This is a genomic window from Streptomyces sp. NPDC002004 (assembly GCF_053593975.1).
Genome location: NZ_JBSFDP010000011.1, coordinates 82,444 through 107,921 on the forward strand (window position 1 = coordinate 82,444; position 25,478 = coordinate 107,921).

At 68.7% G+C, this 25,478-nt stretch carries 26 protein-coding genes and 5 pseudogenes; 16 read left to right on the plus strand and 15 right to left on the minus strand.

What is annotated here, in order from left to right; all coding sequences use genetic code 11:
- Positions 1-242: 242 nt before the first annotated feature.
- The 4 genes from ACWCP6_RS18700 to ACWCP6_RS18715 are packed head-to-tail and all read left to right on the plus strand — an operon-like array spanning position 243 to position 3,723.
- On the plus strand, positions 243-1,841 hold the full coding sequence (locus ACWCP6_RS18700; protein WP_450933558.1) for a PP2C family protein-serine/threonine phosphatase: 1,599 nt from the start codon (positions 243-245) through the stop codon (positions 1,839-1,841).
- Positions 1,838-2,923, plus strand: a complete 1,086-nt coding sequence (locus ACWCP6_RS18705) for a cobalamin B12-binding domain-containing protein (protein ID WP_450933559.1) — start codon at positions 1,838-1,840, stop codon at positions 2,921-2,923. The genes ACWCP6_RS18700 and ACWCP6_RS18705 overlap by 4 nt, the downstream gene beginning before the upstream one ends.
- Positions 2,920-3,393, plus strand: a complete 474-nt coding sequence (locus ACWCP6_RS18710; RefSeq protein ID WP_450933560.1) for an STAS domain-containing protein — start codon at positions 2,920-2,922, stop codon at positions 3,391-3,393. The genes ACWCP6_RS18705 and ACWCP6_RS18710 overlap by 4 nt, the downstream gene beginning before the upstream one ends.
- 54 nt (positions 3,394-3,447) lie before the next feature.
- The gene (locus tag ACWCP6_RS18715; RefSeq protein ID WP_450933561.1) at positions 3,448-3,723 is read left to right on the plus strand and encodes a hypothetical protein; all 276 of its coding nucleotides are present in this window, start codon (positions 3,448-3,450) and stop codon (positions 3,721-3,723) included.
- Here the strand turns inward: ACWCP6_RS18715 and ACWCP6_RS18720 are convergent.
- Positions 3,720-4,142: a winged helix-turn-helix transcriptional regulator gene (locus tag ACWCP6_RS18720; RefSeq protein WP_450933562.1), complete on the minus strand. Its 423-nt coding sequence runs from the start codon at positions 4,140-4,142 to the stop codon at positions 3,720-3,722. The genes ACWCP6_RS18715 and ACWCP6_RS18720 overlap by 4 nt on opposite strands.
- Before the next feature lie 87 nt (positions 4,143-4,229).
- Between ACWCP6_RS18720 and ACWCP6_RS18725 the strand changes: the two genes are divergently transcribed.
- Complete coding sequence (locus ACWCP6_RS18725) at positions 4,230-5,051, plus strand: NAD(P)H-binding protein (protein WP_450933563.1); 822 nt, start codon at positions 4,230-4,232, stop codon at positions 5,049-5,051.
- Between the two features lie 284 nt (positions 5,052-5,335).
- On the opposite strand, the gene ACWCP6_RS18730 is transcribed toward ACWCP6_RS18725, so the two are convergent.
- The 4 genes and pseudogenes from ACWCP6_RS18730 to ACWCP6_RS18745 all read right to left on the minus strand — a co-directional run bounded on the left by ACWCP6_RS18730 (position 5,336) and on the right by ACWCP6_RS18745 (position 7,257).
- The gene (locus ACWCP6_RS18730; RefSeq protein ID WP_450933564.1) at positions 5,336-6,136 is read right to left on the minus strand and encodes an alpha/beta fold hydrolase; all 801 of its coding nucleotides are present in this window, start codon (positions 6,134-6,136) and stop codon (positions 5,336-5,338) included.
- 319 nt (positions 6,137-6,455) lie between these two features.
- Positions 6,456-6,866 (minus strand): DUF6234 family protein, encoded by a 411-nt coding sequence (locus ACWCP6_RS18735; RefSeq protein ID WP_450933565.1) that lies wholly within the window; start codon positions 6,864-6,866, stop codon positions 6,456-6,458.
- Between the two features lie 73 nt (positions 6,867-6,939).
- Positions 6,940-7,098: pseudogene (locus ACWCP6_RS18740) on the minus strand (transposase); the annotation flags it as partial.
- Between the two features lie 18 nt (positions 7,099-7,116).
- On the minus strand, positions 7,117-7,257 hold the full coding sequence (locus tag ACWCP6_RS18745) for a hypothetical protein (RefSeq protein WP_450933566.1): 141 nt from the start codon (positions 7,255-7,257) through the stop codon (positions 7,117-7,119).
- A 361-nt stretch (positions 7,258-7,618) separates the two neighbouring features.
- On the opposite strand from ACWCP6_RS18745, the gene ACWCP6_RS18750 reads away from it, so the two are divergent.
- Entirely contained in the window at positions 7,619-8,440 is an 822-nt protein-coding gene (locus ACWCP6_RS18750) for an ATP-binding cassette domain-containing protein (protein ID WP_450933567.1), read from the plus strand.
- Complete coding sequence (locus tag ACWCP6_RS18755) at positions 8,437-9,093, plus strand: hypothetical protein (protein WP_450933568.1); 657 nt, start codon at positions 8,437-8,439, stop codon at positions 9,091-9,093. The genes ACWCP6_RS18750 and ACWCP6_RS18755 overlap by 4 nt, the downstream gene beginning before the upstream one ends.
- 71 nt (positions 9,094-9,164) lie before the next feature.
- Here ACWCP6_RS18755 and ACWCP6_RS18760 read toward each other — a convergent pair.
- The 4 genes and pseudogenes from ACWCP6_RS18760 to ACWCP6_RS18775 form a co-directional block, all read right to left on the minus strand.
- A pseudogene (locus ACWCP6_RS18760) lies at positions 9,165-9,430 on the minus strand (barstar family protein); the annotation flags it as partial.
- Between the two features lie 52 nt (positions 9,431-9,482).
- Entirely contained in the window at positions 9,483-9,974 is a 492-nt protein-coding gene (locus ACWCP6_RS18765) for a MarR family winged helix-turn-helix transcriptional regulator (RefSeq protein WP_450933569.1), read from the minus strand.
- A gap of 889 nt (positions 9,975-10,863) precedes the next feature.
- Entirely contained in the window at positions 10,864-11,352 is a 489-nt protein-coding gene (locus ACWCP6_RS18770; RefSeq protein WP_450933570.1) for a carboxymuconolactone decarboxylase family protein, read from the minus strand.
- 345 nt (positions 11,353-11,697) lie between these two features.
- A complete protein-coding gene (locus ACWCP6_RS18775) occupies positions 11,698-12,666 on the minus strand; it encodes a LysR family transcriptional regulator (protein WP_450933571.1) in 969 nt (322 codons plus the stop codon).
- 58 nt (positions 12,667-12,724) lie between these two features.
- Between ACWCP6_RS18775 and ACWCP6_RS18780 the strand changes: the two genes are divergently transcribed.
- The 3 genes and pseudogenes from ACWCP6_RS18780 to ACWCP6_RS18790 all read left to right on the plus strand — a co-directional run.
- Positions 12,725-13,516 carry an NAD(P)-dependent oxidoreductase gene (locus ACWCP6_RS18780; RefSeq protein ID WP_450933572.1) on the plus strand — a complete coding sequence of 264 codons (792 nt, stop codon included), beginning with the start codon at positions 12,725-12,727 and terminating at the stop codon, positions 13,514-13,516.
- A gap of 39 nt (positions 13,517-13,555) precedes the next feature.
- A pseudogene (locus ACWCP6_RS18785) lies at positions 13,556-13,906 on the plus strand (TIGR02391 family protein); the annotation flags it as partial.
- A 102-nt stretch (positions 13,907-14,008) separates the two neighbouring features.
- Positions 14,009-14,249: pseudogene (locus ACWCP6_RS18790) on the plus strand (transposase); the annotation flags it as partial.
- Between the two features lie 564 nt (positions 14,250-14,813).
- Here ACWCP6_RS18790 and ACWCP6_RS18795 read toward each other — a convergent pair.
- The 4 genes and pseudogenes from ACWCP6_RS18795 to ACWCP6_RS18810 form a co-directional block, all read right to left on the minus strand.
- Positions 14,814-16,316, minus strand: coding sequence for an IPT/TIG domain-containing protein (locus ACWCP6_RS18795; protein ID WP_450933573.1), 1,503 nt, complete (start codon positions 16,314-16,316; stop codon positions 14,814-14,816).
- Between the two features lie 108 nt (positions 16,317-16,424).
- Positions 16,425-16,733: an aromatic-ring hydroxylase C-terminal domain-containing protein gene (locus ACWCP6_RS18800; protein ID WP_450933574.1), complete on the minus strand. Its 309-nt coding sequence runs from the start codon at positions 16,731-16,733 to the stop codon at positions 16,425-16,427.
- Positions 16,734-17,170: 437 nt separating this feature from the next.
- A pseudogene (locus tag ACWCP6_RS18805) lies at positions 17,171-17,398 on the minus strand (diaminopimelate decarboxylase); the annotation flags it as partial.
- On the minus strand, positions 17,361-17,624 hold the full coding sequence (locus tag ACWCP6_RS18810; RefSeq protein ID WP_450933701.1) for a hypothetical protein: 264 nt from the start codon (positions 17,622-17,624) through the stop codon (positions 17,361-17,363). The pseudogene ACWCP6_RS18805 and the gene ACWCP6_RS18810, both read right to left, overlap by 38 nt.
- Positions 17,625-18,072: 448 nt before the next feature.
- Between ACWCP6_RS18810 and ACWCP6_RS18815 the strand changes: the two genes are divergently transcribed.
- A complete protein-coding gene (locus ACWCP6_RS18815; RefSeq protein ID WP_450933575.1) occupies positions 18,073-18,441 on the plus strand; it encodes a nuclear transport factor 2 family protein in 369 nt (122 codons plus the stop codon).
- 407 nt (positions 18,442-18,848) lie between these two features.
- On the opposite strand, the gene ACWCP6_RS18820 is transcribed toward ACWCP6_RS18815, so the two are convergent.
- Complete coding sequence (locus ACWCP6_RS18820) at positions 18,849-19,832, minus strand: ArsR family transcriptional regulator (RefSeq protein ID WP_450933576.1); 984 nt, start codon at positions 19,830-19,832, stop codon at positions 18,849-18,851.
- A 78-nt stretch (positions 19,833-19,910) separates the two neighbouring features.
- On the opposite strand from ACWCP6_RS18820, the gene ACWCP6_RS18825 reads away from it, so the two are divergent.
- Together ACWCP6_RS18825 and ACWCP6_RS18830 are read left to right on the plus strand one after the other, a co-directional pair.
- Positions 19,911-21,041, plus strand: coding sequence for an alpha/beta fold hydrolase (locus ACWCP6_RS18825; protein WP_450933577.1), 1,131 nt, complete (start codon positions 19,911-19,913; stop codon positions 21,039-21,041).
- Between the two features lie 531 nt (positions 21,042-21,572).
- Positions 21,573-22,307, plus strand: a complete 735-nt coding sequence (locus ACWCP6_RS18830) for an aggregation-promoting factor C-terminal-like domain-containing protein (protein ID WP_450933578.1) — start codon at positions 21,573-21,575, stop codon at positions 22,305-22,307.
- A gap of 656 nt (positions 22,308-22,963) precedes the next feature.
- Here the strand turns inward: ACWCP6_RS18830 and ACWCP6_RS18835 are convergent.
- Positions 22,964-23,689, minus strand: coding sequence for a uridine kinase (locus ACWCP6_RS18835; protein ID WP_450933579.1), 726 nt, complete (start codon positions 23,687-23,689; stop codon positions 22,964-22,966).
- Positions 23,690-23,780: 91 nt separating this feature from the next.
- On the opposite strand from ACWCP6_RS18835, the gene ACWCP6_RS18840 reads away from it, so the two are divergent.
- From ACWCP6_RS18840 to ACWCP6_RS18850, 3 genes are all read left to right on the plus strand, one after another.
- Complete coding sequence (locus tag ACWCP6_RS18840) at positions 23,781-24,038, plus strand: hypothetical protein (RefSeq protein WP_450933580.1); 258 nt, start codon at positions 23,781-23,783, stop codon at positions 24,036-24,038.
- 45 nt (positions 24,039-24,083) lie between these two features.
- On the plus strand, positions 24,084-24,476 hold the full coding sequence (locus ACWCP6_RS18845) for a MerR family transcriptional regulator (RefSeq protein ID WP_450933581.1): 393 nt from the start codon (positions 24,084-24,086) through the stop codon (positions 24,474-24,476).
- A gap of 236 nt (positions 24,477-24,712) precedes the next feature.
- Positions 24,713-25,339: a hypothetical protein gene (locus tag ACWCP6_RS18850; protein ID WP_450933582.1), complete on the plus strand. Its 627-nt coding sequence runs from the start codon at positions 24,713-24,715 to the stop codon at positions 25,337-25,339.
- Positions 25,340-25,478 lie beyond the last annotated feature (139 nt).

The window sequence follows — 25,478 nt, forward strand, 5'->3', positions numbered from 1 at the left end:
GGGTGGTGCTCTCCGGCGAGAGCAGGAGCGTCGTTCCAGCTGTTTCGCGCCGCAGGTTTGTCAAGGCGCTGCCGGGCTCGGCGCGGTCCGGTGGGCGGGTTGCCTGGAAGGGGCCAGTAGGGGATGGTTGCCGCAGGGCAATGTTTTCGACCGGATGAGGTGAGGGGTTCGCGTAGCGAGCCTTCGTGGCTGTGACTTCCACTCAACAGGAACATGCCGTGAGTGTGGACGCTCCGGCTCATATGGCATGGAAATCCGTGCCGTACCCGGTCCTGATCGTGGATCCCGCCGGTACGGTGCGCCACGCCAACGCGCAGGCCACTGCTCTTTTCCCTGGGATCTGCTCCGGCGCTGTCCTGGCCGGAAGCGTGCCGGACTGGCTCACGGACGGGCATGCGTGCCGGGTGGCAGGCAGCCAGGGCGAGGACGTCTTGGTGTCGGGTCCGGTGGGGGAGCGGAGCTTCGAGGCTCATGCCACCGTGCAGGGCAACGGGGACGTCGTGTGGTGGTTCGTGGACGACACCGACCACCGGCTGACCCGTGAGGCCCTGCGGATGGAGCGCGAGCGGGCCGCTTTCCTCGCCGAAGCCTCCAACACCTTGCTTTCGTCGCTGAACCTCGAGCGGTGCATGGACGTGACCGCGCAACTCGCAGCCGAGCATCTCGCGGACGCTGCGCTGATCATCGCGCCGCGCAGCGCTCGCCGGCTGCCGATCGTGGTCTGCGTGCGTGGCGGCGCGCCGCAGCGTTTCCAGCGGGACGTCGATCCCGACGAAGTCCCCGGTCTGGGGGAGGCCCTTCAGGGATTCCCACCGGTGCCGTCGCGGTGGATCGATCCAGCCTTGGCCCCGGCCTGGCTGGTCCCCGACGGGTTCGGCACAGTCGGTTCGATCGTCGTTACGCCGCTGCCCGGGCACGGTGTGCCCGCCGGAGCCCTGGTCCTGCTGCGCCGCAACGGGGAGGCCGCGTTCAGCGAGGCGGAGGAGGTCTTCGGCCGCCTGTTCGCCGCCCGTGCCGGTGCCGCGATGTCCGCGGCCCGTCTTTATGCGGAACAGTCCTCTCTCTCCCAAACGCTCATGCGGGACCTGCTCCCGCCGACTCTGCACCAGATCTCAGGTGTGGACTTCGCCGGCGGCTATCGCCCCTCGAAGGACCACGAGCGCATCGGCGGTGACTTCTATGACGTCCATCCCGCTGCCGCCGAGGGTGAGGAATCCTTCGCAGTGCTGGGTGACGTATGCGGTAAGGGCCTGGAGGCCGCTGTTCTCACGGGAAAGATCCGCAACACGCTTCATGCACTGCTGCCGATGGCCGGTGACCACCAGCGGATGATCGACCTGCTCAACGGTGCGCTCATCAACTCTCACCACACCCGCTTCGCCACCCTCGTCATGGCCTCCGCTGTGCGCGAGGCGGGTTCCGTGAGGCTTCGGTTGACCAGCGCCGGGCATCCTCCGGCCCTGATCGTGCGATGCGACGGCACGGTCGAGGAAGGCAGGTCCCGCGGCACCCTGGTCGGGGTTTTCCCCGAGGCCCGCGCGACGACCATTCGGGAGACGCTCGCGCCCGGTGAGTTCTGCGTGCTGTTCACCGACGGCATCACCGAGGCCAAGGGGGGCCCGCTCGGCGACGAAATGTTCGGCGAGCGTCGGTTGCAAGGCGCGCTGGCCAAGTGTGCGGGGATGCCGGCGGAGGCGATCGTGGAACACGTACAGATGCTCGCCTCCCAGTGGGTGGGCTCCGCTGTGCACGACGACATGGCCGTCATGGTCATCGCTGCACCTCGTTCCCACCACCTCAGCGCGGTGGACGGGCACACACGGGGAAGGTTCACTGCATGACCACCACCGCAACCGTCCCGCAGGAGCACCGGAGAGACCAACTGTGGGAGGCGGTCTCCACCAGCAATGAGCAGGCAGCCACCAGCGCGGTCTTCGGGGCACTGGAGGACGGCGCACCCGCCGAGAGCGTGCTCCTCAATCTGATCGCCCCCGTACAGCGCAAGGTCGGCGAGGAGTGGGCCGCCAACCGCATCACAGTCGCCCAGGAACACGCCGCCACAGCCATCAACGACCGCGCCATCGCAGCCCTCTCCCACCACTACTCGGCCCACACCGCAATCGGGCGGGGCAGGGTGATGGTGGCCTGCGTGGACGGGGAATGGCACGGCCTGCCCGCCCGCCTCCTGGCCGAAGTACTCAAACTGCGCGGCTGGACGGTCGATTTCCTCGGTGCACAGGTCCCCACCAGCCACCTGATTGCCCACATCCACCAGACCGGACCCGAACTGGTGGCGCTCTCCAGCTCGATAGCCACCCGCCTGCCGACGGCGCACGCCACGATCACCGCGGTCCAGGCCACCGGCACCCCAGTCCTGGTTGGTGGGGCCGCCTTCGGCCCTCATGGCCAGTACGCCCGCCTGCTCGGCGCCGACGCCTGGGCCCCCGACGCGGGGGCCGCCGCAGATCGGCTCGACCAGGGACCGCTGCCGCGCCCCTCGCCGGCGCACCAGCCCATTGATGACCTGCCGCACCTGGCCGACCAGGAATACACGATGGTCGTCCGCACCGGCACCCGCCTGGTGCGCACGGTCATGGGCGGACTGGAAGAGCGTTTCCCCGCCATGCGCGCTTACACCGACCCACAGCGTGAGCGCACGGCCGAGGACATCGCGCACATCGTGGAATTCCTGGCCACCGCCCTTTACACCGGCGATCCGGAACTCTTCACCGGCTTCCTCACCTGGACGGCCGGCATCCTCACCGCCCGCGGCGTCCCCGCCCGGTCCCTCAATCCGGCCCTGGACATCCTGAGCGAGGAGCTCAGGGATTTCCCCCGGGCCTCTCTCATGCTCAACCGGGCCGTCGGCCGCCTCACCGGGGCCGAGCCAGTGATCGCCTCCGACTTCGGGAACACCGCATGACGCCGCCCACCGGGTTCGAACCCACCCACCTGCGCCTGATCACCGCACCGAGCTCCGACGACCACGTCGTGCACCTGGAGGTGCACGGGTGCCTCGACTACGACAGCGCCGAGCACTTCCTGGCCGCCGCAACGCAGCACCTCGCCGACACCCCCGGCCTGCGCCACCTGCACCTGAATTGCGGTGGCCTGGACGGCATCGACTCCATGGGCCTGGCCATGCTCTTGATGCTCCACCGCCGCACTACCGCCGCGCACGCCGCTCTACACCTGGACGACCGCCCCCCGGTCCTCGACCGGATGCTCGACATCACCGGCACCTTGGACTACCTCGTCCCCCACCACGCGACCGGAACCAGCGGTCACACCGAGCCCCAGCGCATGGCATATCGTCATACGCCGGAGGACGGCATACCCGTCGACCACGCCGGCCGAGGGCACCGCCCCTCCGGACCGGACGCCGGCGGCTGACGTCCGACACGCGCACACCAGCAGCAGGGACCAGGCCCCTCGGATGGGAAACGCATGACCGAGCGCACCCGACCTACCCCCGACCCCATCCGCGCCGAGGCCCGCCAGGCCTGCAGCATCGTCGAACTCCTCGACGTCATGTGGGAACACGACCGCAATGAGGCCCCGCCACCGTATGTCCCCGTCTCCCAGCTCCGCGTGATGTACATCGTCGACCGTGAGAACGGGATCCGTATGCGCGCCCTCACCCGGCTCCTGGGTGCCGCGCCGCCCTCGGTCTGCCGTCTGGTCGACCGCCTCCAGGGATGCAGTGACGGCGATTCTGGTTAGCGGATGTCGTGGTCGAGGTGGGTTCGGTCGTACGTGCGCCGTGCCTCGGCGATGACGGCACGGTGGGCAAGGGACCAGTCGGCGAGTGCCTTGACCAAGTGGGTCAGGCCTGCCCCTGTCTCCGTCAGTCGGTAGTCGACCTTGGCCGGGACGGTCGGGTACACGGTGCGCAGCACGAGGCCGTCGCGCTCGAGCCTCCGTACGGTGAGGGTGAGCATCCGCTGAGAGATGCCGTCGATGGCGCGCTGGAGTTCGCGGAAGCGGCGAGGCCCGCCCGCGAGTTCGACGATCACGAGCACCGACCACTTGTCCCCGATGCGGTCGAGGACGTCACGGATGCCGCAGTCGGGGTGGTCGTCGCGTCCGCAGGGGTCGAGGTTGGCGGGGGTGGTGGTTACCTCGGTGTGCGTGAGTGACATCAAACTGCCTTCTTGTGGCCGGTGGACGTGCGGTCGAGGATCAAGCGTAGTTACCGATGAGAACCACGACGGAAGACTGCGATTGACATGATCTTGGTTACTGGAGCGAACGGGAACCTCGGCTCGGCCACTCTTGCGGCGCTGCGCACTCGCGGCGTCGAGGCGACGGGCGGCAGCCGCACGCCGAACGAGGGAATGCGGTATCTCGACTTCGACGACCCTGTGGGCCTCGATCTCGCCGGTGTGTCGACCCTGGTGCTGATCTCGGCCGGCTATGCCGAGGACGACCAGGTCGTCGGGCGGCACGCGGCGGTCCTGGACGCCGCCGTGCGTGATGGCGTGCACCACGTCGTCTACACGAGTCTGACCGGTGCTGGCGACCATCTCGGGTTCGCGCTGGCACACCGTGCGACCGAACACCGTGTACGGGCCGGCGGGTTGCCGTGGACGATCCTGCGCAACGGCCTCTACGCCGAGCTCTTCGGCGGTCTCCTGATATGGGCTGACGATGGTGTGGAGTCCCCGTTCGGCGGTGGCGCCCTGGCTGCGGTCGCGCGAGAGGATCTCGCCGAGGCCGCGGCGATCGTCGCTGCGAATCCGGCACGGCACATCGGGCGCGTCTACGACCTCGTCGGCACGCCGATCACTGCAGAGCATGTGGCCGATCGACTCCGGGTGCCGCACCGAACCATCAGCCTGGCCGAGTACCGGCGCAGGCTCCTCGACGAGACACCAGGGTTGCTGCCGTTCCAGCCTCCGATGCTCGCCTCGATCGCCACGGGTATCCGGCACGGCTTTCTGGAGAGGACCACCCCCGACCTCGCGGACCTTCTTGGCCGCCCGGCCCGCGATCCACTGACTGCGGCCGTTGCAGCCGCGTCCATCGCGAGACCGGTAGCGAACGTCTAGTGCCCCGGTCACAGCACCAGGCGTGGCCGGCGTCCGTATGAGGCTCACCTCAAGGGGCCCGGACGGGAGCTTCGAATCCCCTCCAAGGAGAACGGACTGGAGTAGCCGTACGGGGTGTGGGCGGGGGATCGGCCGATCGGCACATGTCCGTCAGCAGCACGGACGAGCGATGCATCCTGCCAACGGCAGGTCAAGCCTCTGAACACCGGGGCAGCACAGCAATGGCATGTGCGTGTGCTGCCCCGACCCGCACATCCGGGCGTGTGGCGGTCCGGGAGCGGACCTCAGGGGCGGGTCTCCAATGCATCGAGCCAGCGGTCGAACAGCCCGCCGACGAGCCGGGGCCGGTCGAGGTGGACGTTGTGGCCGGCTCCGTCGACGGCCACGCAGGTCATCCGGGGATAGCTGTCCAGCAGGGAGAGCTGGTCGCGCCAGCCGACCCAGTGGTCCTGCCGTCCGGTGACCAGCAGGTGCCGGCCTTCGTGCGTGGAAAAGCGGCTCTCGGGCGTCTCGGAGAGCATGTAGGCCTCGAGCAGCTCGGCGGCGTCGCCGCGGTGATGCAACCGGATGCCCGGCAGCACATGGTCGCGGAACGCGGCCCATCCCTCCTCGTTCTGGTGGACGGCGATGCCCGAGAACACCTCGCGGTCCTCCGGAGTGAGTGCGCAGAGCAGGGTCTCGTCGCGGTTGAGCACCCGGCGCTCGGGGAGGTCTCGCCGACCGCTCGGCTTCACCACGGGTGCGAACAGGCACATGCCGAGGACCTGCTCGCCGCGGTCGGCGACGACCTGCCGGGCCAGCTGCCCGCCGAAGGACATTCCGACGATCGCGAAGGGTTCCGATCCGAGTGTCTTGTCGATGAAGGCGAGCAGTTCCGACGCCATGGCGTCGGCCGTCACCCGACCACTGATCCGGTGCGACCGGCCGTGGCCCGGAAGATCGACGTAGAGGCGGTGCCAGCCGTCCCGCTCGGCGAACGAGGACTCGAGCGGGAGAAGCAGCCGATGGTCGACGGTGTAGCCGTGCACCATGACGACGGGTGTGCCGGCGCCGAATTCAACGTGATGAAGCAGTTGCGTGGTCATGCCGCAGTCTGAAACGTTCACATCGGTGAGAGGGTCAAGCCGGAGGTTGCTCTCGCCACGGCTACGGTGATGCGCGCATCCGCAGGAGCGATGCCTCAAGGCAGCGTCCGCTCGGGCATGGGCCCGGACTTCGTCGAAGCATTGGGCGATGGCGTGCCGATTGCGAAACTCCTCAGCACCGACGGACATCCGAAACCGGGTGATCCCCGTGAGGCGGCCGCATGGGTGCGCTACCCGAACAACAACAGACAGTCCCAATCGGCCGGGCAGGTCCGCCGTTCCTCAGCCGCTATGTGGCCGGTCGGTCTCAGGTCGCTCTTCAGCCGTTGCACCCGGCCGCTGACGGCATGTCACGGCACAACCTGTCCTGGTGGGACTGCGCCGTAGCCCCACCGAAGACAATGACGCAGATCAGGGTAGCCATCACGGCCTGGCTGACGACCGTCACTACGGCCCCGGCCCGAGCGGCGATGGCGGTTGCCACGACGGCCAGGAGTCCGATTCCACCGGCGGCGGCCAGATACCCCCACAACGAGTCGGTGTGTACGGTCTTGGCGGAGTCGAGATTGAACCCGGACAGGAACCAGAGCCCGAAGATCACCACCATGGCGATCAGTTCCAGGACCACCAGACCACACCCGGCTCCGATGTCGGCACCCAGGTCGGCACGCTGACGCTGCTGGGGGCCGGTGGTGGCGTCGAAGGCCGGCGGGGCGACAGGAAGGTTCATGCCCGCCAGCCTGCCTGGGCGGGCGAGGCGGGCGCATGAGTACCGGTACTCAGGTCAGGCCGTGTACGGCGGTTCATCGGACAGGAGGATCTCCTCGCGGCCGCGCGCCGTCCTGGACATGGGGTGGCACAGCTTCCAGCAGCGGGCCGATCTGGGTGAGGTCGTTGCGGTTGCCGCTGGTGCAGGTGACTGAGAGCGTGATCCCGGTCCCGTCCGTGGTCAGGTGGTGCTTGCTGCCTGGCCTCCCCGGTCAACAGGTCTTCGTCCCGTCGAAGCCGTCGCCCGGGGTGGGGCACCCGGGCCGTGGTCGGCCGCCTCGTGCGCCCAGCGTGTCCAGGGAGGCGGCCATCCAGCCGAGGTAATCCTTTCCGTCAGGCAGGGTCTCGGTCACCGGGGCGACGGTTGTGCCCGCCCTCCTGGCCTCCTGCGGAGGTGGGCGAGGCGAGGGCGAGCAGAGGCCTGTCGGCCGGCGCTCAGGCGCGGCCATCGGATGCCGAGAGCGCGGGCGGCACGTCCAGGCCGAGCTGGACACGCCGACGGCCGACGGGTATGCAAGCACACGAAGCCTCTGATGGAGGCGGTTTCCCGGTCGAAATCCATGGACGAGGGCTTCACTTGACCGTCAGGCCAACTGTCAAGTGCGCCCGCCAGGTTGGATGGGGCCACCGCCCAAGCCGCAGTGAGGAGTCGTGTTGTTACGTTGCGAGGCGGTCGGTAAACGTTACGGTGGGGGACGGTGGATCCTCAGGGACGTGGACATGGAGGTCTCGACCGGCGACGTCATCGCGGTGGTAGGCAGCAACGGTTCGGGGAAGTCGACCTTGCTGAGGATCCTCGTCGGACTGTCACAGCCCACCTCGGGGGCCGTGTCGGGCCGACCGCCGCACATCGGCTACGTACCGGACCGCTTCACCGCCCACGACCGGATCTCGGCGATCGCCTACCTCGCCCACATGGGGCGTATCCGTGGTATGTCGACCTCTGCCGCCCGTGCGCGAGGCAACTACCTGCTGGAGCGGCTGTCCCTGATGGGTGGGCGGAACGCGTCCCTGCGCACGCTGTCGAAGGGCAACGCGCAGAAGGTGGCGCTCGCCCAGGCGCTGCTCGTCCAGCCCGACCTGCTGGTCCTCGACGAACCCTGGTCAGGCCTGGACGCCTCGGCCCACGGTGTCCTCGCCGAGTTCATCGACGAAGTGGCCGCGCAGGGCGGGGCGGTGGTCTTCACCGACCACCGTGAGGCGATCACCGAAACGCATGCCAGCGGCGCCTACACCATCAGCGACGCTCGGGTCGCCTGGCGCGGCGGCCCGCACGGCGGAGGCCGCGCCTCGATGGTCGAGCTGGTCCTGTCCGTGCCGCTCACCGACGCCATTCCGGGCGAGGTGAACTGGAACGCGCTGCCGGGCGTGGTGTGCACCGCCCGACGCGGCGAGGCGGTCGTCCTGCGAGTGTCGCGGGAGCACTCGGACGCCGTGCTGCTCACAGCGCTACAACACCGGTGGTCGGTGGAGGGCCTGGCCTGGGCCGCGGACGAACGCGGTTCCCGGGCGGATGCGAGGAGGACCGCCCTGTGATCGCCCTGGCCCGCTACATGTTGACGGTGCTGCTGCTCTCCCAGCGCTACCTCGCGCCGTTGCTGCTGTTCCTCGGCCTGGTGGCCGTGCTGACCAGCAGCGACACTGGTCCGCTCGCCGCGACCTACGCCTCTGTGGCCGGTGCCATGTTGCTGTGCTCGGTCTGGCTGACCATGGCATTGATCGGCCTTGAGGACCAGCCGCACCGCTCGATCGTTGTCGTCAGTGCCGGCAGCCATCTTCGCGTCCTGCTCGGCACGGTGGGCACGGCCGCCGTGTGGTGCCTGCTGCTGACGGCGGCCGGTCTGGTGTTGCCGCTGATGTTCGGCACCCACACATTCGGCCTCGCGGACCTGGCGCTGGGGACCGAGGCCCAGCTCACCTGTGCCTTCAGCGGTATGGCCATCGGGCTCGTCTGCTCACGGTTGGTGTTCCGACGGCAGGGCTACGCGCTTGTCCTCGCCCTGGTGCTCGTACTGGCCGTGCTGATCGGCAAGGGCGTTTCCCCGGTCAACATCATGCTCACCCACCTGCAGAGTGCGTCGGACTCGGCGGACGTCCTGGTGTCCACGGGCGTCCTGCTCGCCGTCGCCACGGCCTTCCTGGCGGCCGGAGTGGCCATCACACAGGCGATCAGCCTCAGAAGGGCATGAGCCCGGCGGCGGTGTGCGCGCATCGGCGCAGGCGGAGCGGCGCCGTGCAGCAGGACGCATGCGCGTTGGAGTCCGCCGATGCAGCCGCCCGGCCCCTTCACCGCCTCGCCGAGTGCCAGATAGAGGCTGGGGATGTCGGTGATGTGCCGGCCGTCGGGCTCACACTCGTGAGCGGACGACCGGTCCGGGCACGCGCGCCGACAGGCCCGTCCCCTGACGAGATCGAGCCGGACCCCGCGCTGCCGGGTGCCGAGACCGGCCCAGGAACCGGGGTGTCCGGCGGCCCGGCAAGCCACCGCTCCCAGACGGGCCGGGCGTATTCCGGGACGGGGTGAAGCGCCCCCCCCGTCATCCTCGTCCGGACCCGCAAACGGCACAAGACACAGACCCTAGGAGCTGCCGCCACGCTCAACGTTCGCAACCATCCTGCGCAGCACCTTGAGCGCGACCACGTACTCCTCATCGCTGATGCCCTCGTGGACCACGGCGCGCAGCTCGGTCACCAGCTCGCGCAGTCCCATCCTGGCAGCCTGCCCGGCATCGGTGAGGTGCAGGCGCTGCGCGGCGTCGATCCGCAGCCATCCGCGGTGGAGCAGTTGGTCGACGACCCGGGCAATCTCGTGCTGCCCGTCCGCGAGGGGCGTCAACTGGATGACGACCTCCTCGCGGCTCGGCGCCGCGGACCCGCCGTTCACGCGGTTCAACACCCAGTACTGCGGCTGCGTGACGTCGATTCTGGCCATGGCATCACGCAGATGCCGGGTGACGGTCGTGTGGGCGAGGCCGCTCCAGTAGCCGATGGGCTGAGTGGCGAGCACATCGTCGCCGGCGGCCGGATCGGCCGGCGCCTGGTCGGTGATGATGTCAGTCTGCGATTTCATGATCGCGACGCTATATCCCCATATTCCCCCAGCGCACGTGAGCACCTCGATCCTGTGTCAACCGTCTCCAACTCGCCATCGCCCACGAAGCCGCACCCCACCTCGCCGCCACCCTCATCCGGACTCAACCCTGACCAAAGCGACAGGCCCCAAAGCTCGTTGGAGTGCCGGTCGGGACTGCTCGCGGCTCGGGCGCCGAGAGGTAGCTCTCGTGGGGGAGCCGGATACTCCGTGCGAACGACGCACCTCGTCGCGGTTCGGGACCATGGTCGAGTCATGCCGATCATGCATTCCTGGGACGACGCAGTGCGTCCCGTCCCGCGCCGGGCAGTGCGTCTCCACCTGAACAAGTGGCCTGGATACGCCGCTGCGGCATGGGGGTTCTTGTTCGCGGTACCCGGTTTCGCCTGGGCGACGTGCAGTACCTTCGGCGCACAGTCGACGGTGTCGCCGTCGTTGGTGAAGCTGGCTCGCGACGGAGTTCCGTGGTTCGGGTTGACCGTAGTGGGCCCCGCTGTCCCGGCGAGGCCAGCAGGGGGTAACAGTCATCGGCGACTGTTACCCCCTTGTGAGTTTGCGGGACCAGACGCTCAGGTGTTCCACAACCCCGCCGCCCTCGACCGGCTCGCGGCCGCGGTCTGGCCGAACTCCACGACGAGTGGCAGGTTTTGACCGCCAAGTGGTCGCCGACTTCCACAACTTCGCAACCAAGGACACCAACTACTGCCTCGCGCAGCTGGCCAACCAGCTGGTCTCGGCGGCGAACTGCACGCGAGACAACTCCCAGCGCTGGAAGATCGCGCGGCGGGACACCATCTACCTCAGGGGCGAGGCAATCCCGCTGCGCCACCATGTCACGGCTCTTATGGAGGCTCTCGGCAAGGTCAGGTCAGTCCCACTGTTCGTCGGCGAGGGAGCTGACCGGCTGGGGCTTGCCGATGACGGCGAGGGCGATGAAGAAGTTGATCTGGCCGATCGCGATGGTCAGGGTGGCCAGCGCCTTCTCGTCGTAGTGCTTGGCCACCTCGGTGTACAGCTCGTCGGAGACGCGCTCCTTGCCGTGGGGTGCGGGCTGAAGGGTGGCCTCCACCAAGGCGAGAGCGGCGCGCTCGGCGTCGGTGAAGTAGGGGGCGTCCTGCCAGGAGGAGACGGCGGTGATGCGCTCCTCGGACTCCCCGGCCTTGCGCAGGAAGCCGGTGTTGAGGATCGTCAGATAGGTGTTGCCGACGATCTGCCCGGCGCGCAGGTGGACGAGGCTCATCGTGGTGCGCGGCACCGAGCGGTTGCCTGTGGCCCGGAAGAGGGCCGCGCTGATGTCGTTCAGCTCGGGCACGAACTCGGCGGGGTTGGGCATCCGGGAGATGGAGGTGTTCGTCATGGCTGCTCTCCTTCGCGTCCGCCTGGTTGGCGTCTTCACAACACTGACGGATCGGCGCACGCGGATGTGACAGGAATCCGGAAACATTCTTTTGGGCTGCTCACCTGGTGACAACCCTGTCCTTCGCTCAGCTTTGGCATCGGTGCTCGCCTTCAGGCAGAGATGCCTTCGCCAATGCCGGTTGGCCGACGGCACACGCGGGTGCGGTGAGGGGCGTGGTGCAGATACCGGGCGGCCACGATCAGCGTGCCGTGCCTCATGCCGTTGCGGCCCGGGGCCGCATCGACGATGCCGTGCTGGAGGGCCAGTGCTGCCCGGTGGCCGGGAGTCCGCCTTCGGTGTCCGTCAGCGACACGGCCGCGTGGCACGGTCCGGTTCCGGCACCGCCTCCCGCAACGTCGTCAGGAACGCCTCGACGGCGGGCGGCGGTGCGAGGCCGTGCGGTGTCGCCGCGTACACCTTCCGCGGCGGCAGATCGTCCGGATGCAAGGGGACCGCTACGACGCCGGCCCGTACGGAGTCCCGGGCCAGGGCCGGAAGCAGTGTCACACCGAGGCCCGCCGCGACGAACCCCTGCTTGGCGATCCACTCGCGGACAGCGTAGCCCCGGCGAGGCTGGAAGTCGGCGGTCAGCGCGGGGTGCAGCAAGGTGTCCGCCGAGCGTTCGCCGCCCGTGATCCACTCCTCGTCGGCCAGCTCGGCGAGCCGCACACTGCGTTGCTCCGCCAGAGGATGTCCCGCGGGCAGCAGGACGTTCATGGGCTCGTCGAGCAGATGGTGCAGGACGCATCCGTCGAGGCGGGGTCCACCCGTCGTACTGATCACGGCCAGGTCCAGGTCGCCCGCCTCCAGCCGTGCGAGCAGCATGGACGAGAGGCCCTCCGTACGGGTCACCAGGACGCGTGGATGCCGCTCCCGGAAGGCGGCCAGCGCCCGTGGCATCAGGGCGGCATCAGCCGTCGCGAATGCGCCGACCCGCAACCGGCCGCCGTCGACCGTCCGCAGCGCCTCCAGCTCGGAACGCGCGAGCGCGATGCGGTCGAGGACGGCCTCGGCGTGCGGGCGCAGGACCCGTCCCGCCTCCGTGAGCCGGACACCGCGCGGCATCCGGTCGAAGAGCACCGACCTCACGTGGTCCTCCAGCGCCTGGACCTGGCGTGAGACGGCCGACTGTGTGTAGCCCAGCCGTCGCGCCGCCGCCGTGAACGACCCCTCATCGGCGACGGTCAGGAACACCTCGTACAGGCTGCTGAAGCCGGGGAGGCCGGCCGGGGCGCCAAAGGCGCCAGCGCCTTCGCCATGCGTTTTGGGCATGGATTCCATGCTAGACATTCGCTTGTTGCGTGGATAGAGGCGTCCTACCGTCGTCCGCATGGAAAAGATCGCATTTCTCGGACTCGGCTCTATGGGTACCCCGATGGCGCGCCGCCTGCTCGCCGCCGGCCACCGGCTGACCGTCTGGAACCGGACGCCGGCTCGGACCGAACCCTTCCGCGCCGCGGGTGCCGACGTCGTGGCGACTCCGGCCGAAGCCGTTGCCGACGCCGACATCGTCTTCACGATGCTCGCGGACCCGGAGGCGGCCACGTCCGTCGCCGACGCGATGATTCCCGCACTCCGCCCCGGCACCGTCTGGATCGACACCTCGACGGTCGGCCCGGACACCGTGTCAGACCTGGCCGGCCGCCTGCCCGACGGCGTCACCCTGCTTGACGCCCCGGTCATGGGCAGCGTCGACCGCGCGGCCGCGGGCGAACTGCTCATCCTGGCGGGCGGCGACCCGACGCCCGTTGACAAGGTGCTCGCCGAACTGGGCACCGTCACCCGGTGCGGTGCCCTCGGCAGCGGCGCGGCACTCAAGCTCGTTCTCATCAATGCCGCGATCGGCGGCGTCGCCGTCGTGGCCGAGGCTCTGGCGCTGGCACGCGAGTTCGGGCTGCCCGAGCAGCTCACCCGGGGCGCCCTGGCGCGCAGCCCGATGGCGGGGGCGACGGACCGGGTCTACGCCACCGAGGCGCACTTCCCCCTCGCGCTGGCCGCGAAGGACGTGGCCCTGGCCACCGCGGTCACCGATCTGCCGGTGCTGCGCGCGGTCCACGCGGCTCTCACGGCGGACCCCGCGGTCGCGGAGGAGGACCTATCGGCGATGCGGCCGCGGGGCTGAGACGCGGCGGCCGCCGGGCGACCGGGGCTAAGCGGCCACTTCCGTGAGGCTGTCACCGCAGCGGCCAAGAAGGTCAACGCCGAGACACAGAACAGAGTCTCGCGTCGCGACGCGAGCGAGACCGCTCTCTTCCAGAGCGTGTTCTCCAAGGATCCACCCAAGCTCGGCCAGCCTCGGCTACGCCTCATGGCTGACGGCAACAGCGACACCTTCAAGAGCATTCACCGCGGCGCGATGGCCTTCGCTGAGGGCTGCTACGCCGGCATCCGCAACCCCAACAGCCATGAGGGCGGCTTGTCCGAACTGCGTGAGCACGAGGCGCTGGAACAGCTGGCCGCCTTCAGCGTCCTGGCCCGCTGGGTGGACGGTGCAACGCTCAGCACAGCCTGAGGGGGCATCTGATAGATCGCGTAAGTCCGTGATGTGGCAGGCTGGCCGGGCCCTGACCTGGGGTTTGACCAGCAGGGACGGACGGGCACGAACGACAACGAGATCCCTGTCGTCGAATCGGTCGAGGACAAGCTCGGGGATGAGGTGGTCGAGCGCTGATGGACCGCGCCGACGCTTTGGGTGCTGCCCTGCTGGGGGAAGCGGGCTGCTGACGGAGGTGACCCGGGCCGTGCTGGAGCGGGTCCTGGACGCGAAGATGACCGACCACCTCGGATACGAGAAGCGCGATCGGGCGGACCGTGGCTCGGGCAACAGCCGCAACGGCACATCGCCGAAGACGGTGCCGGGGCGGGCATGGACAACTCACCGCTGGGACGAACGCCCCAACCGCCGACCATGACCGCACCCCTATCCGCGCCACCTCCAACAGAAGGGGCCGGAGGCCAAGCCGCCGTACACCTCGTATAGCTGGCTATGGCACCGCCGTTGAGGAGCTTGTTGCAGACGACGGCCGGTCGTGGTGGGCCAGTAGCACGTACTGGCCCCCTCACGGGTCCCGCCGGGCCGCGCGGCAACCGCAACGCCGTCCCCGGCGACCCCTACGGCGGCTCCGCCGAGCTCGACCAGAACCTGACCTGGCGGCCGGGGCTGTCGTCGAGCCGCCACCGCACCGCGGTACCCGGACTCTGGCACATCGGTGCCTCGACTTGTCCCGGCCCCGGTCTATCGGGGGTTACGGACACCTGGTCGCCCGGCAGCTGCTCTGCCGTGCCGCACAGCTCCGTGGCTTGCTCGCCGCAGGGCGAAAGGTCCTTCGGCGATCCCTCGCCCAGGCACGCTTCGACCGGTCGGCGGCAAGGGCCCGGGGCTGCTCGAAGGGCCACCCCAGCAACGGGGCGTGCGGGCGCTACCGTCCGGTGTAGGTGAACTCGTCGTCCGGGCTGGTGGGAGAGGTGGCCTTGCCGACCGTCACGGTGATGTTCACCGTCTGTTGGACGTCGAGCAGACCGGGCGCTGTTGCGGTGAGCTGGCCGGTGGAGACGAACTTGACCGAGTCGGATGCCGTGTCCTTGAAGTGCACGGTGGCGCCCTGGGCGAAGCCCTCGCCGTTGATGGTGACCGGGGTGCCGACCTTTCCACTGGTCGGGCTGACCGAACTGACCACTACAGGTGCGGGTCCGCCATAGGCGAACTGCGACATCGCGATGGCCGGGGAGGTGCCGAGGGTGTTGGTGACGCGGACGTGGACGACGCCTGTTCCGTTGGGGACCTTGGCGGTGATCTTGAGACCGGAGGAGTCGATGGTGGGCGGCTCGGTGCAGGCGAAGCGGCCGAAGTCGACCATGCTGTCCTTACTGAAACCCGTGCCGTTGATGGTCACCGTGTCGCCTGCTGCGCCGAAGGTGGGACTCAGGTCGGTCACCACCGGCGGGGAAGGCACGTCAGGCGCCCCCACCAGGTCCAGGTAGGTGGAGTTGGCGTGCTGGTAGGCGATCTGGCCGAGGAAGTCCTGGGTGGTCTTGTGGATCAGCTTCTCGGAAAAGCTCGTGTATCCGGTGTTCATCAGGCAGAGCGTGCCGGGCTGGACGTAGACGTTGCCGTTGGTGCGCCTGGCGATCTTCCCGATGAGCAGCTTCACTTCTTCGGTCGCCTGCGGTCCCGGGCTCGGGTACCAGTCGGCGGTGGTGTCGAGATCGGCCCACGCGTGCGGTACCAGGTCGTAGGCGTTGTTCTGGCGCTCGTCGATGACCCACGGAATGGAGTCGAAGTAGTCGACGAAGCTCTGCACGCCGGCGGTGGGAGCGGCGTAGGTCATCACCGCGAACTTCGGCTGTTTCGGCCAGGTCTGTGCCTGCAGGTACGGCGCGAGCATGCTGGCGATGCAACCGCCCAGGCTGTGGCCGGTCAGATAGACGGTCGGCTGCGGCGAGGAGGGCGCTGCCTTGAGCGCGACGGCGAGCGCCTGAGCGAGCGTGGCGTTCGGGGAGGGAGAGGCGATCGAGCGGGCGGTGACCACTCGTGTGAACGCGTCCTTTGCCCCCTTGGAAACGTAGATGGGCTTCGGCGATCCGCTTTCGGGGAACGGGACGACCGTGCCGACCTCGAGATCTTCGAGGATGTCGGTCCAATCGGCGTCCGTTCCGCGAGCGACCACGGCGAACTCGTTCGAGCCGTTGGTGCTCCGTGCGAGGTAGGCCATATTGGCGTTGGCCTCGCTCAGGGCCAGCCACACCAGCTCCCACTCGTCCTGCGTCGCAAGGGTGGGATCGCTCAGTTGCGCGTCGATGCCGGTGATGATTCGTTTGGTCTGCTGCTCCAGGGTTTCCCCGGACGGACGCGGGGTGGCCCCGGTGGCTGCAAGGGCAGCCAGGGTCATGTTCACCTGGGAGATTGTCGGGTCGGGTGCCATCGTCGTTCCTGCTCCTCGGATGTTTTGCCGGTGCGGAGGCGGGACGGCCGTTCGGCAGCATCAGGGCAGATCTGTGCCGAACCGACCGCCGGAGTGGATCGCACACCATCAGACCTTCCCTATGCGTTGCCCGGTGCTTTTCCTGCCTTCAGGCTGGGCAGGTTCACCTTTCTGGCCGTTCGCCATGCATGTGCGTGGTTCACCGATCCAGGTGCGCAGCGCGGTCGCCCGAGCTGCGGTGTCGGCGGACGGGCCCGAGGCGGCAGCCCAGGCGACGAGGCCGTCGGGGCGGATGAGCGCGGCCGACAGATCACCGCGATCGGCAGGGGCGGCCGCCACGGTCGACAGGCGGTCACACCATCCGGCCGCATCCTCGAAGCGCGAGCACTGGTCTCCCCAGCGAACTTCCATGATCACCGGAACCTGCGCCCGTACTGTTGCCGACGCCCAACCGCGCCTATCCGCGCGACCTCTTACACAAGGTTCCGTACGCGCCCCAGCCTGACAGGCACGCCTCAGTGGGGAGGCCAGAAAATGCTACGTCGTCAGGCGCGCCCAGCTACTGCGTTGACCTGCGGAGATGCCTCAAGCGTTCCCGAATTCAAGAAGAGGCGTTCCAGCGCCTCACTGAGGCGACGCTCTGACCTGCGGTTTCGCAATTATCCGCAAGGCCCCGTCGACCTGCCCCACATCGGCCAGCGTCGCGCCCTGCCCCATGCCTGTCTCCTGCGCACGGACACAAACGGCAACGCCGGCGGCTCGCGCTGCTCGAGCGACACGGCGGCCGAGCCCGGTTCCAGGCGGCCCTCAGTGCCACTGCGCTTGGTCGGTGTGGTTCCCCTGCGGTGTCCCGTTCATGTCCCGTCCGGCGTGGCGACGGACATGCGGTCCACGTCGCGGCGCAGCAGGTCCTCGTACGTCTCACGGCGCACCACCTCGCGCGCCTCACCGTCACGGCAGAACACGACGGGCGGGCGGTGGGCTCCGTTGTAGTTGTTCGAGAGCGAGTAGCAGTACGCACCGGTCACCGGGAGCGCGATCACGTCACCCACCCGCGGATCCTGGAGTTGGACGTCGCCCGACCGCGGCGATCGCGAACGAGACCACCACACCGGGACCGGCCTTGGGCACGGTCGTACCGAGCACGAAGAAGATGCCGGTGCCGACGACCGAGCTGATGCCGAGCAGCGTCAGCTGCCACAGGCCCAGGGTGCGCCGCAGCGGAGCCCCCGAGCCGTCGCCCTCGGCCTCCGCCATCAACCGGTCCAGTGGTTTGCGCCGACGCAACTCGTCGGTCATCGAGCCCATGGCTCCTCCTTCAGGATCCCTGCGGTCCCGCTGATCGGAGGGTTCCGGGGGGGAGTATGCGGGCGCATGGCAGCCGGAACAACGGGGAAGCCACCCGTCCGACGCCCGCGAGGTTGGCCGATCCGCCAACGACAGTCAAACGGCCGGCTGGGCCGACTGCCGGGAGCAACACCGGCCCAGGAGCCGCCCCCGCGGCGCGAGCTGTGACTGAGAGGTGGGGTGCCAGTGCGCGGGCGTCGGCCAGTTGGGGGACGGATGCCCTGGATCAGGACGTGAGGCTGGCAGCTGCTTCAGCGAGCCCGGACCTCATTACCTGAGCGGTAATCGCGTGGGCGGGCGGGGCGCGGCAGGGTGGAGCCATCGGGTTCCGGGCCGGCGCACTCCAGCTCGAAGCCCAAGCCAACCGACCTGATGGCCAGGTCACTTCACCGAAATCGGGAGTCCTGTCATGTCGAACTATGCTGCCGCCGTTGCCCGTTACTTCGAGGCGTGGAACGCCACTGGCGCCGAGGCGATCGCCAAGGCGGTTGCCGCGGCGTGGTCGCAGGACGGCACGTACACCGATCCGCTGGCAGACGTGCGCGGCCACGGGCAGATCGCCGCGGTGATCGGGGCCGCGCACGAGCAGTTCCCCGGCTTTGAGTTCAGGTTGGTCGGTGGCGTGGACGGTAACCATCACATCGCCCGCTTCAGCTGGGAGCTGGTGTCGACCGCTGACGGCTCGGCGCCGGTCGCCGGCTCGGACGTGGTCACTCTGGGCGAGGACGGCCGGATCACCTCCGTCCTCGGCTTCCTCGACCGGCTCCCCGAGGCATGAGTCTTGGCCCGGGGGAGGACCGGTACGGCCCTGCCCGATATCCCCTGCGGGGCGTCAGGCCGCTGCACCGCGAGTAGGGAGCCGCCGCCTGATCGCACATGGCGGCCCGAGCCTGCGAAGACCAAACGCATCGGTGGGGGAGCCGGCCGATGCGGTGGGCAGGCCCAGGAGGTCCCGGCCATGCCTGCCGCATCTGAGAACGTGCGTGCCTGCGCGGCGCCGCTTCGCCGGAGCCGTCCTCGCCGGCCTGACCGCCGCCGGTCCCGGCGTCCCGGTGCTGCGCGGCCTCAACCGGTGACCGGGACGGTCGTCGTAGGACAACGCTCATGCAGAGCAGCGATCTTTCCGCGCGCTCGCCTTGCCTCACCGCGCGCGGATCGGAGGGCGACCAATTCTGTTGGGAGTTCCTAGCCATCAGCCGCACCGCCGTTCAGCAGCAGCTCGGCCAGGGCTGTGCGTAGGTGGTGCACGGAGCGGCCCGTGCGGGTGGTGGTGAGGAGACCAGCGGCGCGCAGGGCCGAGGCGTGGGCGGAGGCAGTCGCGCTGCTGACGCCGACACGGCGTGCCAGCTCCGTGGTCGTCCGAGCCATGTCCAAGGAACACAGGATGGCGAGCCGGGTGCTCCCAAGAACTCCCGCCAGGGCCTCGCCCCGTACACCGCCCCCGTCCGGGACGAGCGGCAGCCCCGAGGCGACGTGGTAGGCGAGCGCCACCGGACGGTCGGGCACGTCCTGGACGAGCGGTCCGCACCGCCAGTGGAAGGTCGGCCGCAGGATCAGCCCACGCCCACCGAGCCGAACCTCCCGCACCCCGGACCCACCCGGCCGGGGCCACTCCCAGACCCCGTCGCGCAGCTGTGCCCCGGGGACCAGGTGAGCCAGGGCCCCGCTCAGGCCCCGTTCGGCGACGGCCAAGGCATAGCGAGTGAATTCCTCCCGATGCAGGTCCTGCACCCGGGGCCACACCGGTGCGAGCACCGTCTCGTGGGCCGCTCGCTGGGCCCTGCCGAGGATCCGCCAGGCCTCGGCGTCCCCGCCGTGCAGGGCTCGGATCCATGGCGGGGCCGGCCGTCGCGCGTAGACCTGCTCGATCCCGGCCCGTACCAGCTCCGGGCCGGTTCCCCTGATCAGGGCGAACCCCTCATCCGGTGTGTCCCCGAGAACGTCGAGGAAGGCGGGGGCCACCCCGTCCGGCATCAGGTCCGCGAGCGGGTCGACCGCGTCAGGGAGTATGCGCAGCAGTCGGTGCCGCCAGCGCCCGAACAGCAACTCCTCGTGCGGGGCAGCCAGCATCATCAGGGCTGCATGCAGCTCGGGCACGGGCGAGGGCCGCGGAGCGAACCGCACCCGGGCGAAATCGTCCGCCGTGAAATGGATCCGGATCACGCACATCCCCCCGCTCCGCGCCAGCCTTTCGGATCTGGCCGAAGGCTTCGCCTCGGTACAGCACCCGACCCCAGGATGCCCTCCATGATCTCTTCCTTCTCACCCGGTCGCCGTTCCCTGGCCAAGGGCGCCCTCGCTGGAGCAGCCGCCCTGCTGCTCGGCACCGCCCCGGCCTCCGCCGCCACCCGCGACGCCGCGACGCTCCTGCGTCTGCATCTGCCAACGCCCAGCGGGCCCTACCCCGTCAGTGCCAAGCCGCGCTACCTCGTCGACTCCTCCCGCAACGATCCGTGGGAGCCCCGAATCGGCGTACGCGAACTCATGGTCACCGTCCTGCAACCGGCCGTCCCCGGACGCGGCTTCCCACGCGCCCCCCAACTGACCCCGGGCGCCGCCACGGAATTCACCCACTACGGTCCTCTGATCCACCCGGAACTCCCCGTGTCCGGAGTCGACTGGGCCGCCACCCTCACCCATGCCAGGGTCGGCGCCCCACCCCTGCCCGGCCGACGTCCCGTGCTGCTGTACAGCCCCGGTGGGGGCGACGCCCGCACGATGGGGAGCGCCCTCGCGGTGGACCTCGCGTCACACGGCTGGACGGTAGTCACTGTCGACCACCCCGGGGACGCGAGCGAGGTCGCATTCCCTCACGAGCGACCGGGCCGCAAACGCGTCCGGACCACCGAGCTGCTGGGCCCGCCCGACGCGGCCACCTTCCGCACCATGATCGACACCCGGGTCGCCGACCTCCGCTTCGTCCTCGACGCACTCGGTCTGGAGCGCGTCGGGGTCTATGGGCACTCCGCCGGCGGCACGGCGGTGGCACAGGCGCTGTACGAAGACCGGCGGATCGCCGCCGCCGTGAACCTGGAGGGCTACCTCGACCAGGTGGACGGCGAACTCCTGCCAGTGGCCCGCCAGGGGACGGACCGTCCGATGCTCCTGGCCGGCACCGACGGCTTCCGCAACGTCCGGCTGGACCGGTCCTGGGCAGCGCTCCTCGCTCACGGGGGCCCCGTCACCCGGCGGCAGCTCGACGACACCCAGCACTGGGTCTTCACCGACTACGCGACCCTCGTCCCCCAGCTCCAGCATGCCGGCCTGACGACTGCCGCCGGGCGCGCCGCCATGGTCGGCCGGGCAGACCCGTGCGTCACCGTGCCCGCCGTTCGTGCTCTGGTCCGAGCCTTCTTCGCCCAGCACCTGTCGAGGTGAGTGCCCTTCCGCCCTGACAGTTTCGGATCCCGATGGTCCGCCGCCTTGACAGTTCCGGACCATCCCACGCGGTGACCTCATTTTCCGTGCACATTCGCGGTGCGGCCGACCGGCGGCCGTCTTCCGAACCCGTGGACACACTCCGTCGTTTGTGGTGAACAAAGCGGGCGCGGGCTTCGCCGAAGGAGGGACCCAAGGCGTGCTTCGATGCCTTTGTGGCGTCCGTAGGTGTGCTGTTGGTCGGGCGCTCGCCCTGAGCCGTGGAGCTTGGCGGTCGCCGTTTGCGGAGCCTCGGCGGTGCAGGATGGTGGGGGACCGCACACCCCGACGATCCGATCGCCTTCGAACTCGAACATAGGTTCCGATCCGATGCAACCTGGCGCCGGGCCCCTGCGTATAGGAGGCGATAACCCGCTTCACATGGGCAGGGGATCTCATGTACGTGGACCGTTCGGTTGGTCGCACTGCTGACCGTCTCGGCGTAGCTGTCGCGGCCTGTGTCGCCCGTGACCTCGGAGTTGGGAGGCCGGCGTGAGCCGAATTTCGGTCCGGGGATTCGCCGTGGCTTCGGCCACGGCGGTCACCGCTGTAGGCGCCGTTACTGGTGTTGCCTCAAGCAGCACCGGCCGGCCCGGAAGCGACGCCGAGGCGACGGCAAGCGACACGACGCTTCTCGCTGACATTCCGGTGGGTCAGCAGGCCCAGGTGCAGACCGCGTCCTTGACGCAGCAGGCCGACGCACAGGCCATCGCCGCCGACGAGGGTGCCAGGAAGGTCGCCGAGCAGTCTGCCCGCATGCAGGCCGCCGCGGATGCGGTTGCCAAGCAGCAGGCGGCGCAGCAGGCCAAGCAGAAGGCCGACCAGCAGGCCGCGCAGAAGGCCGAAAAGGAAGCCAAGGAGCGCAAGGCGGCCCAGGTGACGGCCAGCCGCTCCGGCACACGCGGTGCCTCCATCTTCCCGGTCCGGAGCTCCTACACGATCGCGCAGATCCAGATGATTGCGCGTCAGATCGTGGGCGCGGGCCGGTTCCAGTGCTTCAGCAACATCGTGGGCCACGAGTCCACCTGGAACTATCAGGCGGTCAACGCGGGCTCCGGTGCCTACGGTCTCGTCCAGGCATACCCCGGCTCCAAGATGTCGAGTGTGGGCGCCGACTGGCGGACCAATCCGGCCACGCAGATCAAGTGGGGCCTCAACTACATGAACCAGAGGTACGGCAGTCCCTGCCAGGCCTGGTCGTACTGGCAGGTCCACCACTCGTACTAAGCCGCACGTCTGTTGGAGCGTGAGCGCTTACCTCTCGGAGCCCCGCACAGTCCTTTCGGTGAGGGGCTCCGATGCTTCGTGGCCGCGGTCCTGCCACGAACGGTCGGAACCGACGACTCCAAGGGGGAGTGGTGTGGGCATCCGGGGACACGGGGGAAGGGGACGGACCATGTCGCAAGTGCCAGGCCGGCTGTCCCGGCTCGGCGCCGGATCGACCCACATGGGCGAAAGGCTCGACGCTGTCGGGCAGGGACGCCTCGGCCTGGCAGGCTTAGCCACCGGCTACGGCGTCGACGTCGACCCAGCGCAAGTGCCCTTGGCGCCTGCCTGTATCGACCGCGCGAACGGCCGCAAATCCGCCTGGCCCAAAGCGCGACCTGCTGCTGTCCCGCTTCCATCCTGGCGACACCCTGACGATCAACGGCTCGACCGGCTCTTCTACTCCGTCCACAACCTCATCCTCCTGGGCACCGACTTGCGCGACCGCGGCATCCGGCTCCACGCCGTCGAACAGGACATCGACAGCAAAACCTCGCCCGAACCCTCAGAATCTACGCGGAACGGTCTGTCGCCACATCAACCCCGCCGCGGAGAAAGGCGACCGGCAGGCACCTTGATCCGAGCTCGGTACCAGCAGCCGCAGATCCCTCAAGAGGTCACGACTCCACGACCCGCGGGCTGGCGAACGCCGAGTTGTCGATGACGACGTCCATCATCGGGATCGGGTCGACTTCCTGAAGATAGATGCGCTCAGCCACCAGATACCGGTTGCGATGGATCGACTCCGCCTCGCTGCCGGCCCAGTCCTGATCACGGTCAGCACCTCGTTGAACGGACAGTTCCGCATCCACCTGCAGCCAGACACGGAAGTCCCAGTACTCGTTGATCTCCGGCCGGAAGGCGAAGACGCCATCCACGATCAGCACCGAATCCGAAGCAAGGGACGTCGCATCCGAGGAGTGATCCTGCTGCGTCAGCGGGTCGATGCTGCACAGCGCGCACAACGTTGCCTCCGGCGACCGGCAGGGCCCAAGTAGCAGCCGCTTGACCGCGTCATAGTCGTACGCGTTGCGGTAATACCCTTCACCTGACTCCCGGTCATACAGATGCCGGTCTTTCCACGGCTTCTTGAAGTCATCAAGGGTCGCCCGGAGCACGGGCCGTCCCGCCGTACTGATCCGCTCAGCCAGTTCGTGCCCGAAACTCGTCTTGCCCGCAGCGGTGAGACCATCGATCCCTACCATCAGACGCCCTTGGCCGAGGGTCAGGATCCGCTTCGCGATCCGTTCGACCAGCGCAGTGCGTTCGAGGGAGGTCGTCGCAGGATACGGCTGTTGCCACGTCGAAACCGAATGATGCACGCCCGCCCGTCGCATTCCCATGAGGCGAACCTATCGGCTCGCCAAACGACGAGAAAGTTCGCCCTGCCCGACCGGGCCACGGAGAAGGTCGATCTCGGGTCGGCATTGAGGCTTGCCCGCCGGCCCCGACGACGGCCCCGGCGACCTGCTCGGCGTCCTGGGGAAACGCCTGACCATCCGCGGCTTCACCCTGTGGGACCACCTGGACCGGGCTGCGGAGTTCGGCGAGCAGTTCCGCGACTGGCTGCGCAAGGGAGTCATCGTCTACGACGAGACGGTGATCGACGGGCTGGCGAACGCGCCTCAGGCACTCCTCGACCTCGTCCGCGGCCGGTACACCGGGAAGACCGTGGTGCGGCTGCGGAGTTGACCGCAATGTATACGTCAATCCTGAGAACAGCTGAGAGGTGGCTGCGTGCTGATCGGTGAACTGGCTGCAAAGACCGGGTCGACGGCCCGAGCCCTGCGCTACTACGAGGAGCAGGGCCTGTTGGAATCCGACCGGAGGCCGTCGGGCTATCGCGTCTACGGCCCGCATGCAGTGACCCGGGTCAGCAACGTCCGCGACCTGCTGGCTTCCGGTTTCACCGTCGAGAACGTCAAGTCCTTCGTGCGCTACCTGGACACCGATCTGCCCGAGGTCTTCGAGTACTCGCCCACCTGCGCCGACGGCTACGACGTCGGCGCACGACGGGTGGCCGATCTGGAAGAGAAGATCGCAGCCCTGACACGGCTGCGCGACATCCTCGTCCATCGGATGCCCTGGTTGGCGACGTCCAGCGATGTCCCGCAGGAACGGGCCGCTTGATTCCGACATCCCGTAACCGCTCCCGAGCTGAAGCAGAGCGGTCGCCCTGCACTCGGGGAATCAAGGTGAGCGTGGCTGTCCGTCCGCTGAGCGAGGAGTGGGAAATCCAAGGCAATGGCCGCGATTTCGTGAATCGGCGGGTCGTCCACAAGCAGGATCACGGTCTGTCCCCACCGGGGAGGAGTCAGGTCACCCCGGTCCTGACTGGGTGTCGATGCCGAACTAATCTTCGGACCATGGCCTTGCGACCTGACGAGTTCTACGACCACGCGCTTGCCGCTGCGGATGGTGAGCGTCGGCTCCCGCTCGCGCGCATGACAGGGTGGGATATCAGCCCGTTCGAACCGGACGGATTGCGCGTCGCGCCGCTGCGCCCTCCGGTTCTGCCCGAGCCTCCGCGACACGGCGAGGATCCGTCGAACTGCGAGGCGTGCCGTACCCGAGACGAAGGGATCTGGTTCAACGACAGTTGGCGGCTCACCCGGATCACGGGAGTCGGTGTGCCGCTGGTGCTCATGCTGCATCCGCGTGAGCACTATGACATGGCCGACCTGCCCGATGAGCTGGCAGCCGAGCTGGGGGTCCTGTCCACTCACATCGTCCGCCACGTGCAGGCCCTGCCACACATTTCGCGAGCCCACGTCTACCGCATCGGAGATGGAGGCGCACACCTGCACATCTGGTTCTTCGCCCGGCCCGAGGGACAGGCCCAGCTGTACGGATCATGGATGCCCGTCTGGGATGATCTGCTGCCGGAATACCCAGCAGATGTTGCAGAGGCAGATGCGGCGCTCGTGGCAGACGCATTGGTCGAATCCATCGGGGGTCGTCGCTCGGCTGCCGGCGAATCGCCGCACGACTGATCTGCCGGCGGACGCCAACGCTCAACCTCGACATGCACTGTGCTGATGCACGGTCATGTCAATAAACCCTGGCTGCAGTTCCGTGAAGGTCACGCTGGGTGAGGATACGGGCTCGGAGAAGTTCCAACGAGGCACGGCC

What these genes read in the sequence shown, in the direction of transcription:
- ACWCP6_RS18700 (WP_450933558.1), top strand. Translation starts at nt 243, where the DNA reads ATGGCATGGAAATCCGTGCCGTACCCGGTCCTGATCGTGGATCCCGCC.
- ACWCP6_RS18705 (WP_450933559.1), top strand. Translation starts at nt 1,838, where the DNA reads ATGACCACCACCGCAACCGTCCCGCAGGAGCACCGGAGAGACCAACTG.
- ACWCP6_RS18710 (WP_450933560.1), top strand. Translation starts at nt 2,920, where the DNA reads ATGACGCCGCCCACCGGGTTCGAACCCACCCACCTGCGCCTGATCACC.
- ACWCP6_RS18715 (WP_450933561.1), top strand. Translation starts at nt 3,448, where the DNA reads ATGACCGAGCGCACCCGACCTACCCCCGACCCCATCCGCGCCGAGGCC.
- ACWCP6_RS18720 (WP_450933562.1), bottom strand. Translation starts at nt 4,142, where the DNA reads ATGTCACTCACGCACACCGAGGTAACCACCACCCCCGCCAACCTCGAC.
- ACWCP6_RS18725 (WP_450933563.1), top strand. Translation starts at nt 4,230, where the DNA reads ATGATCTTGGTTACTGGAGCGAACGGGAACCTCGGCTCGGCCACTCTT.
- ACWCP6_RS18730 (WP_450933564.1), bottom strand. Translation starts at nt 6,136, where the DNA reads ATGACCACGCAACTGCTTCATCACGTTGAATTCGGCGCCGGCACACCC.
- ACWCP6_RS18735 (WP_450933565.1), bottom strand. Translation starts at nt 6,866, where the DNA reads ATGAACCTTCCTGTCGCCCCGCCGGCCTTCGACGCCACCACCGGCCCC.
- ACWCP6_RS18765 (WP_450933569.1), bottom strand. Translation starts at nt 9,974, where the DNA reads ATGAAATCGCAGACTGACATCATCACCGACCAGGCGCCGGCCGATCCG.
- ACWCP6_RS18770 (WP_450933570.1), bottom strand. Translation starts at nt 11,352, where the DNA reads ATGACGAACACCTCCATCTCCCGGATGCCCAACCCCGCCGAGTTCGTG.
- ACWCP6_RS18775 (WP_450933571.1), bottom strand. Translation starts at nt 12,666, where the DNA reads ATGCCCAAAACGCATGGCGAAGGCGCTGGCGCCTTTGGCGCCCCGGCC.
- ACWCP6_RS18780 (WP_450933572.1), top strand. Translation starts at nt 12,725, where the DNA reads ATGGAAAAGATCGCATTTCTCGGACTCGGCTCTATGGGTACCCCGATG.
- ACWCP6_RS18795 (WP_450933573.1), bottom strand. Translation starts at nt 16,316, where the DNA reads ATGGCACCCGACCCGACAATCTCCCAGGTGAACATGACCCTGGCTGCC.
- ACWCP6_RS18810 (WP_450933701.1), bottom strand. Translation starts at nt 17,624, where the DNA reads ATGGGCTCGATGACCGACGAGTTGCGTCGGCGCAAACCACTGGACCGG.
- ACWCP6_RS18815 (WP_450933575.1), top strand. Translation starts at nt 18,073, where the DNA reads ATGTCGAACTATGCTGCCGCCGTTGCCCGTTACTTCGAGGCGTGGAAC.
- ACWCP6_RS18820 (WP_450933576.1), bottom strand. Translation starts at nt 19,832, where the DNA reads ATGTGCGTGATCCGGATCCATTTCACGGCGGACGATTTCGCCCGGGTG.
- ACWCP6_RS18825 (WP_450933577.1), top strand. Translation starts at nt 19,911, where the DNA reads ATGATCTCTTCCTTCTCACCCGGTCGCCGTTCCCTGGCCAAGGGCGCC.
- ACWCP6_RS18835 (WP_450933579.1), bottom strand. Translation starts at nt 23,689, where the DNA reads ATGGGAATGCGACGGGCGGGCGTGCATCATTCGGTTTCGACGTGGCAA.
- ACWCP6_RS18850 (WP_450933582.1), top strand. Translation starts at nt 24,713, where the DNA reads ATGGCCTTGCGACCTGACGAGTTCTACGACCACGCGCTTGCCGCTGCG.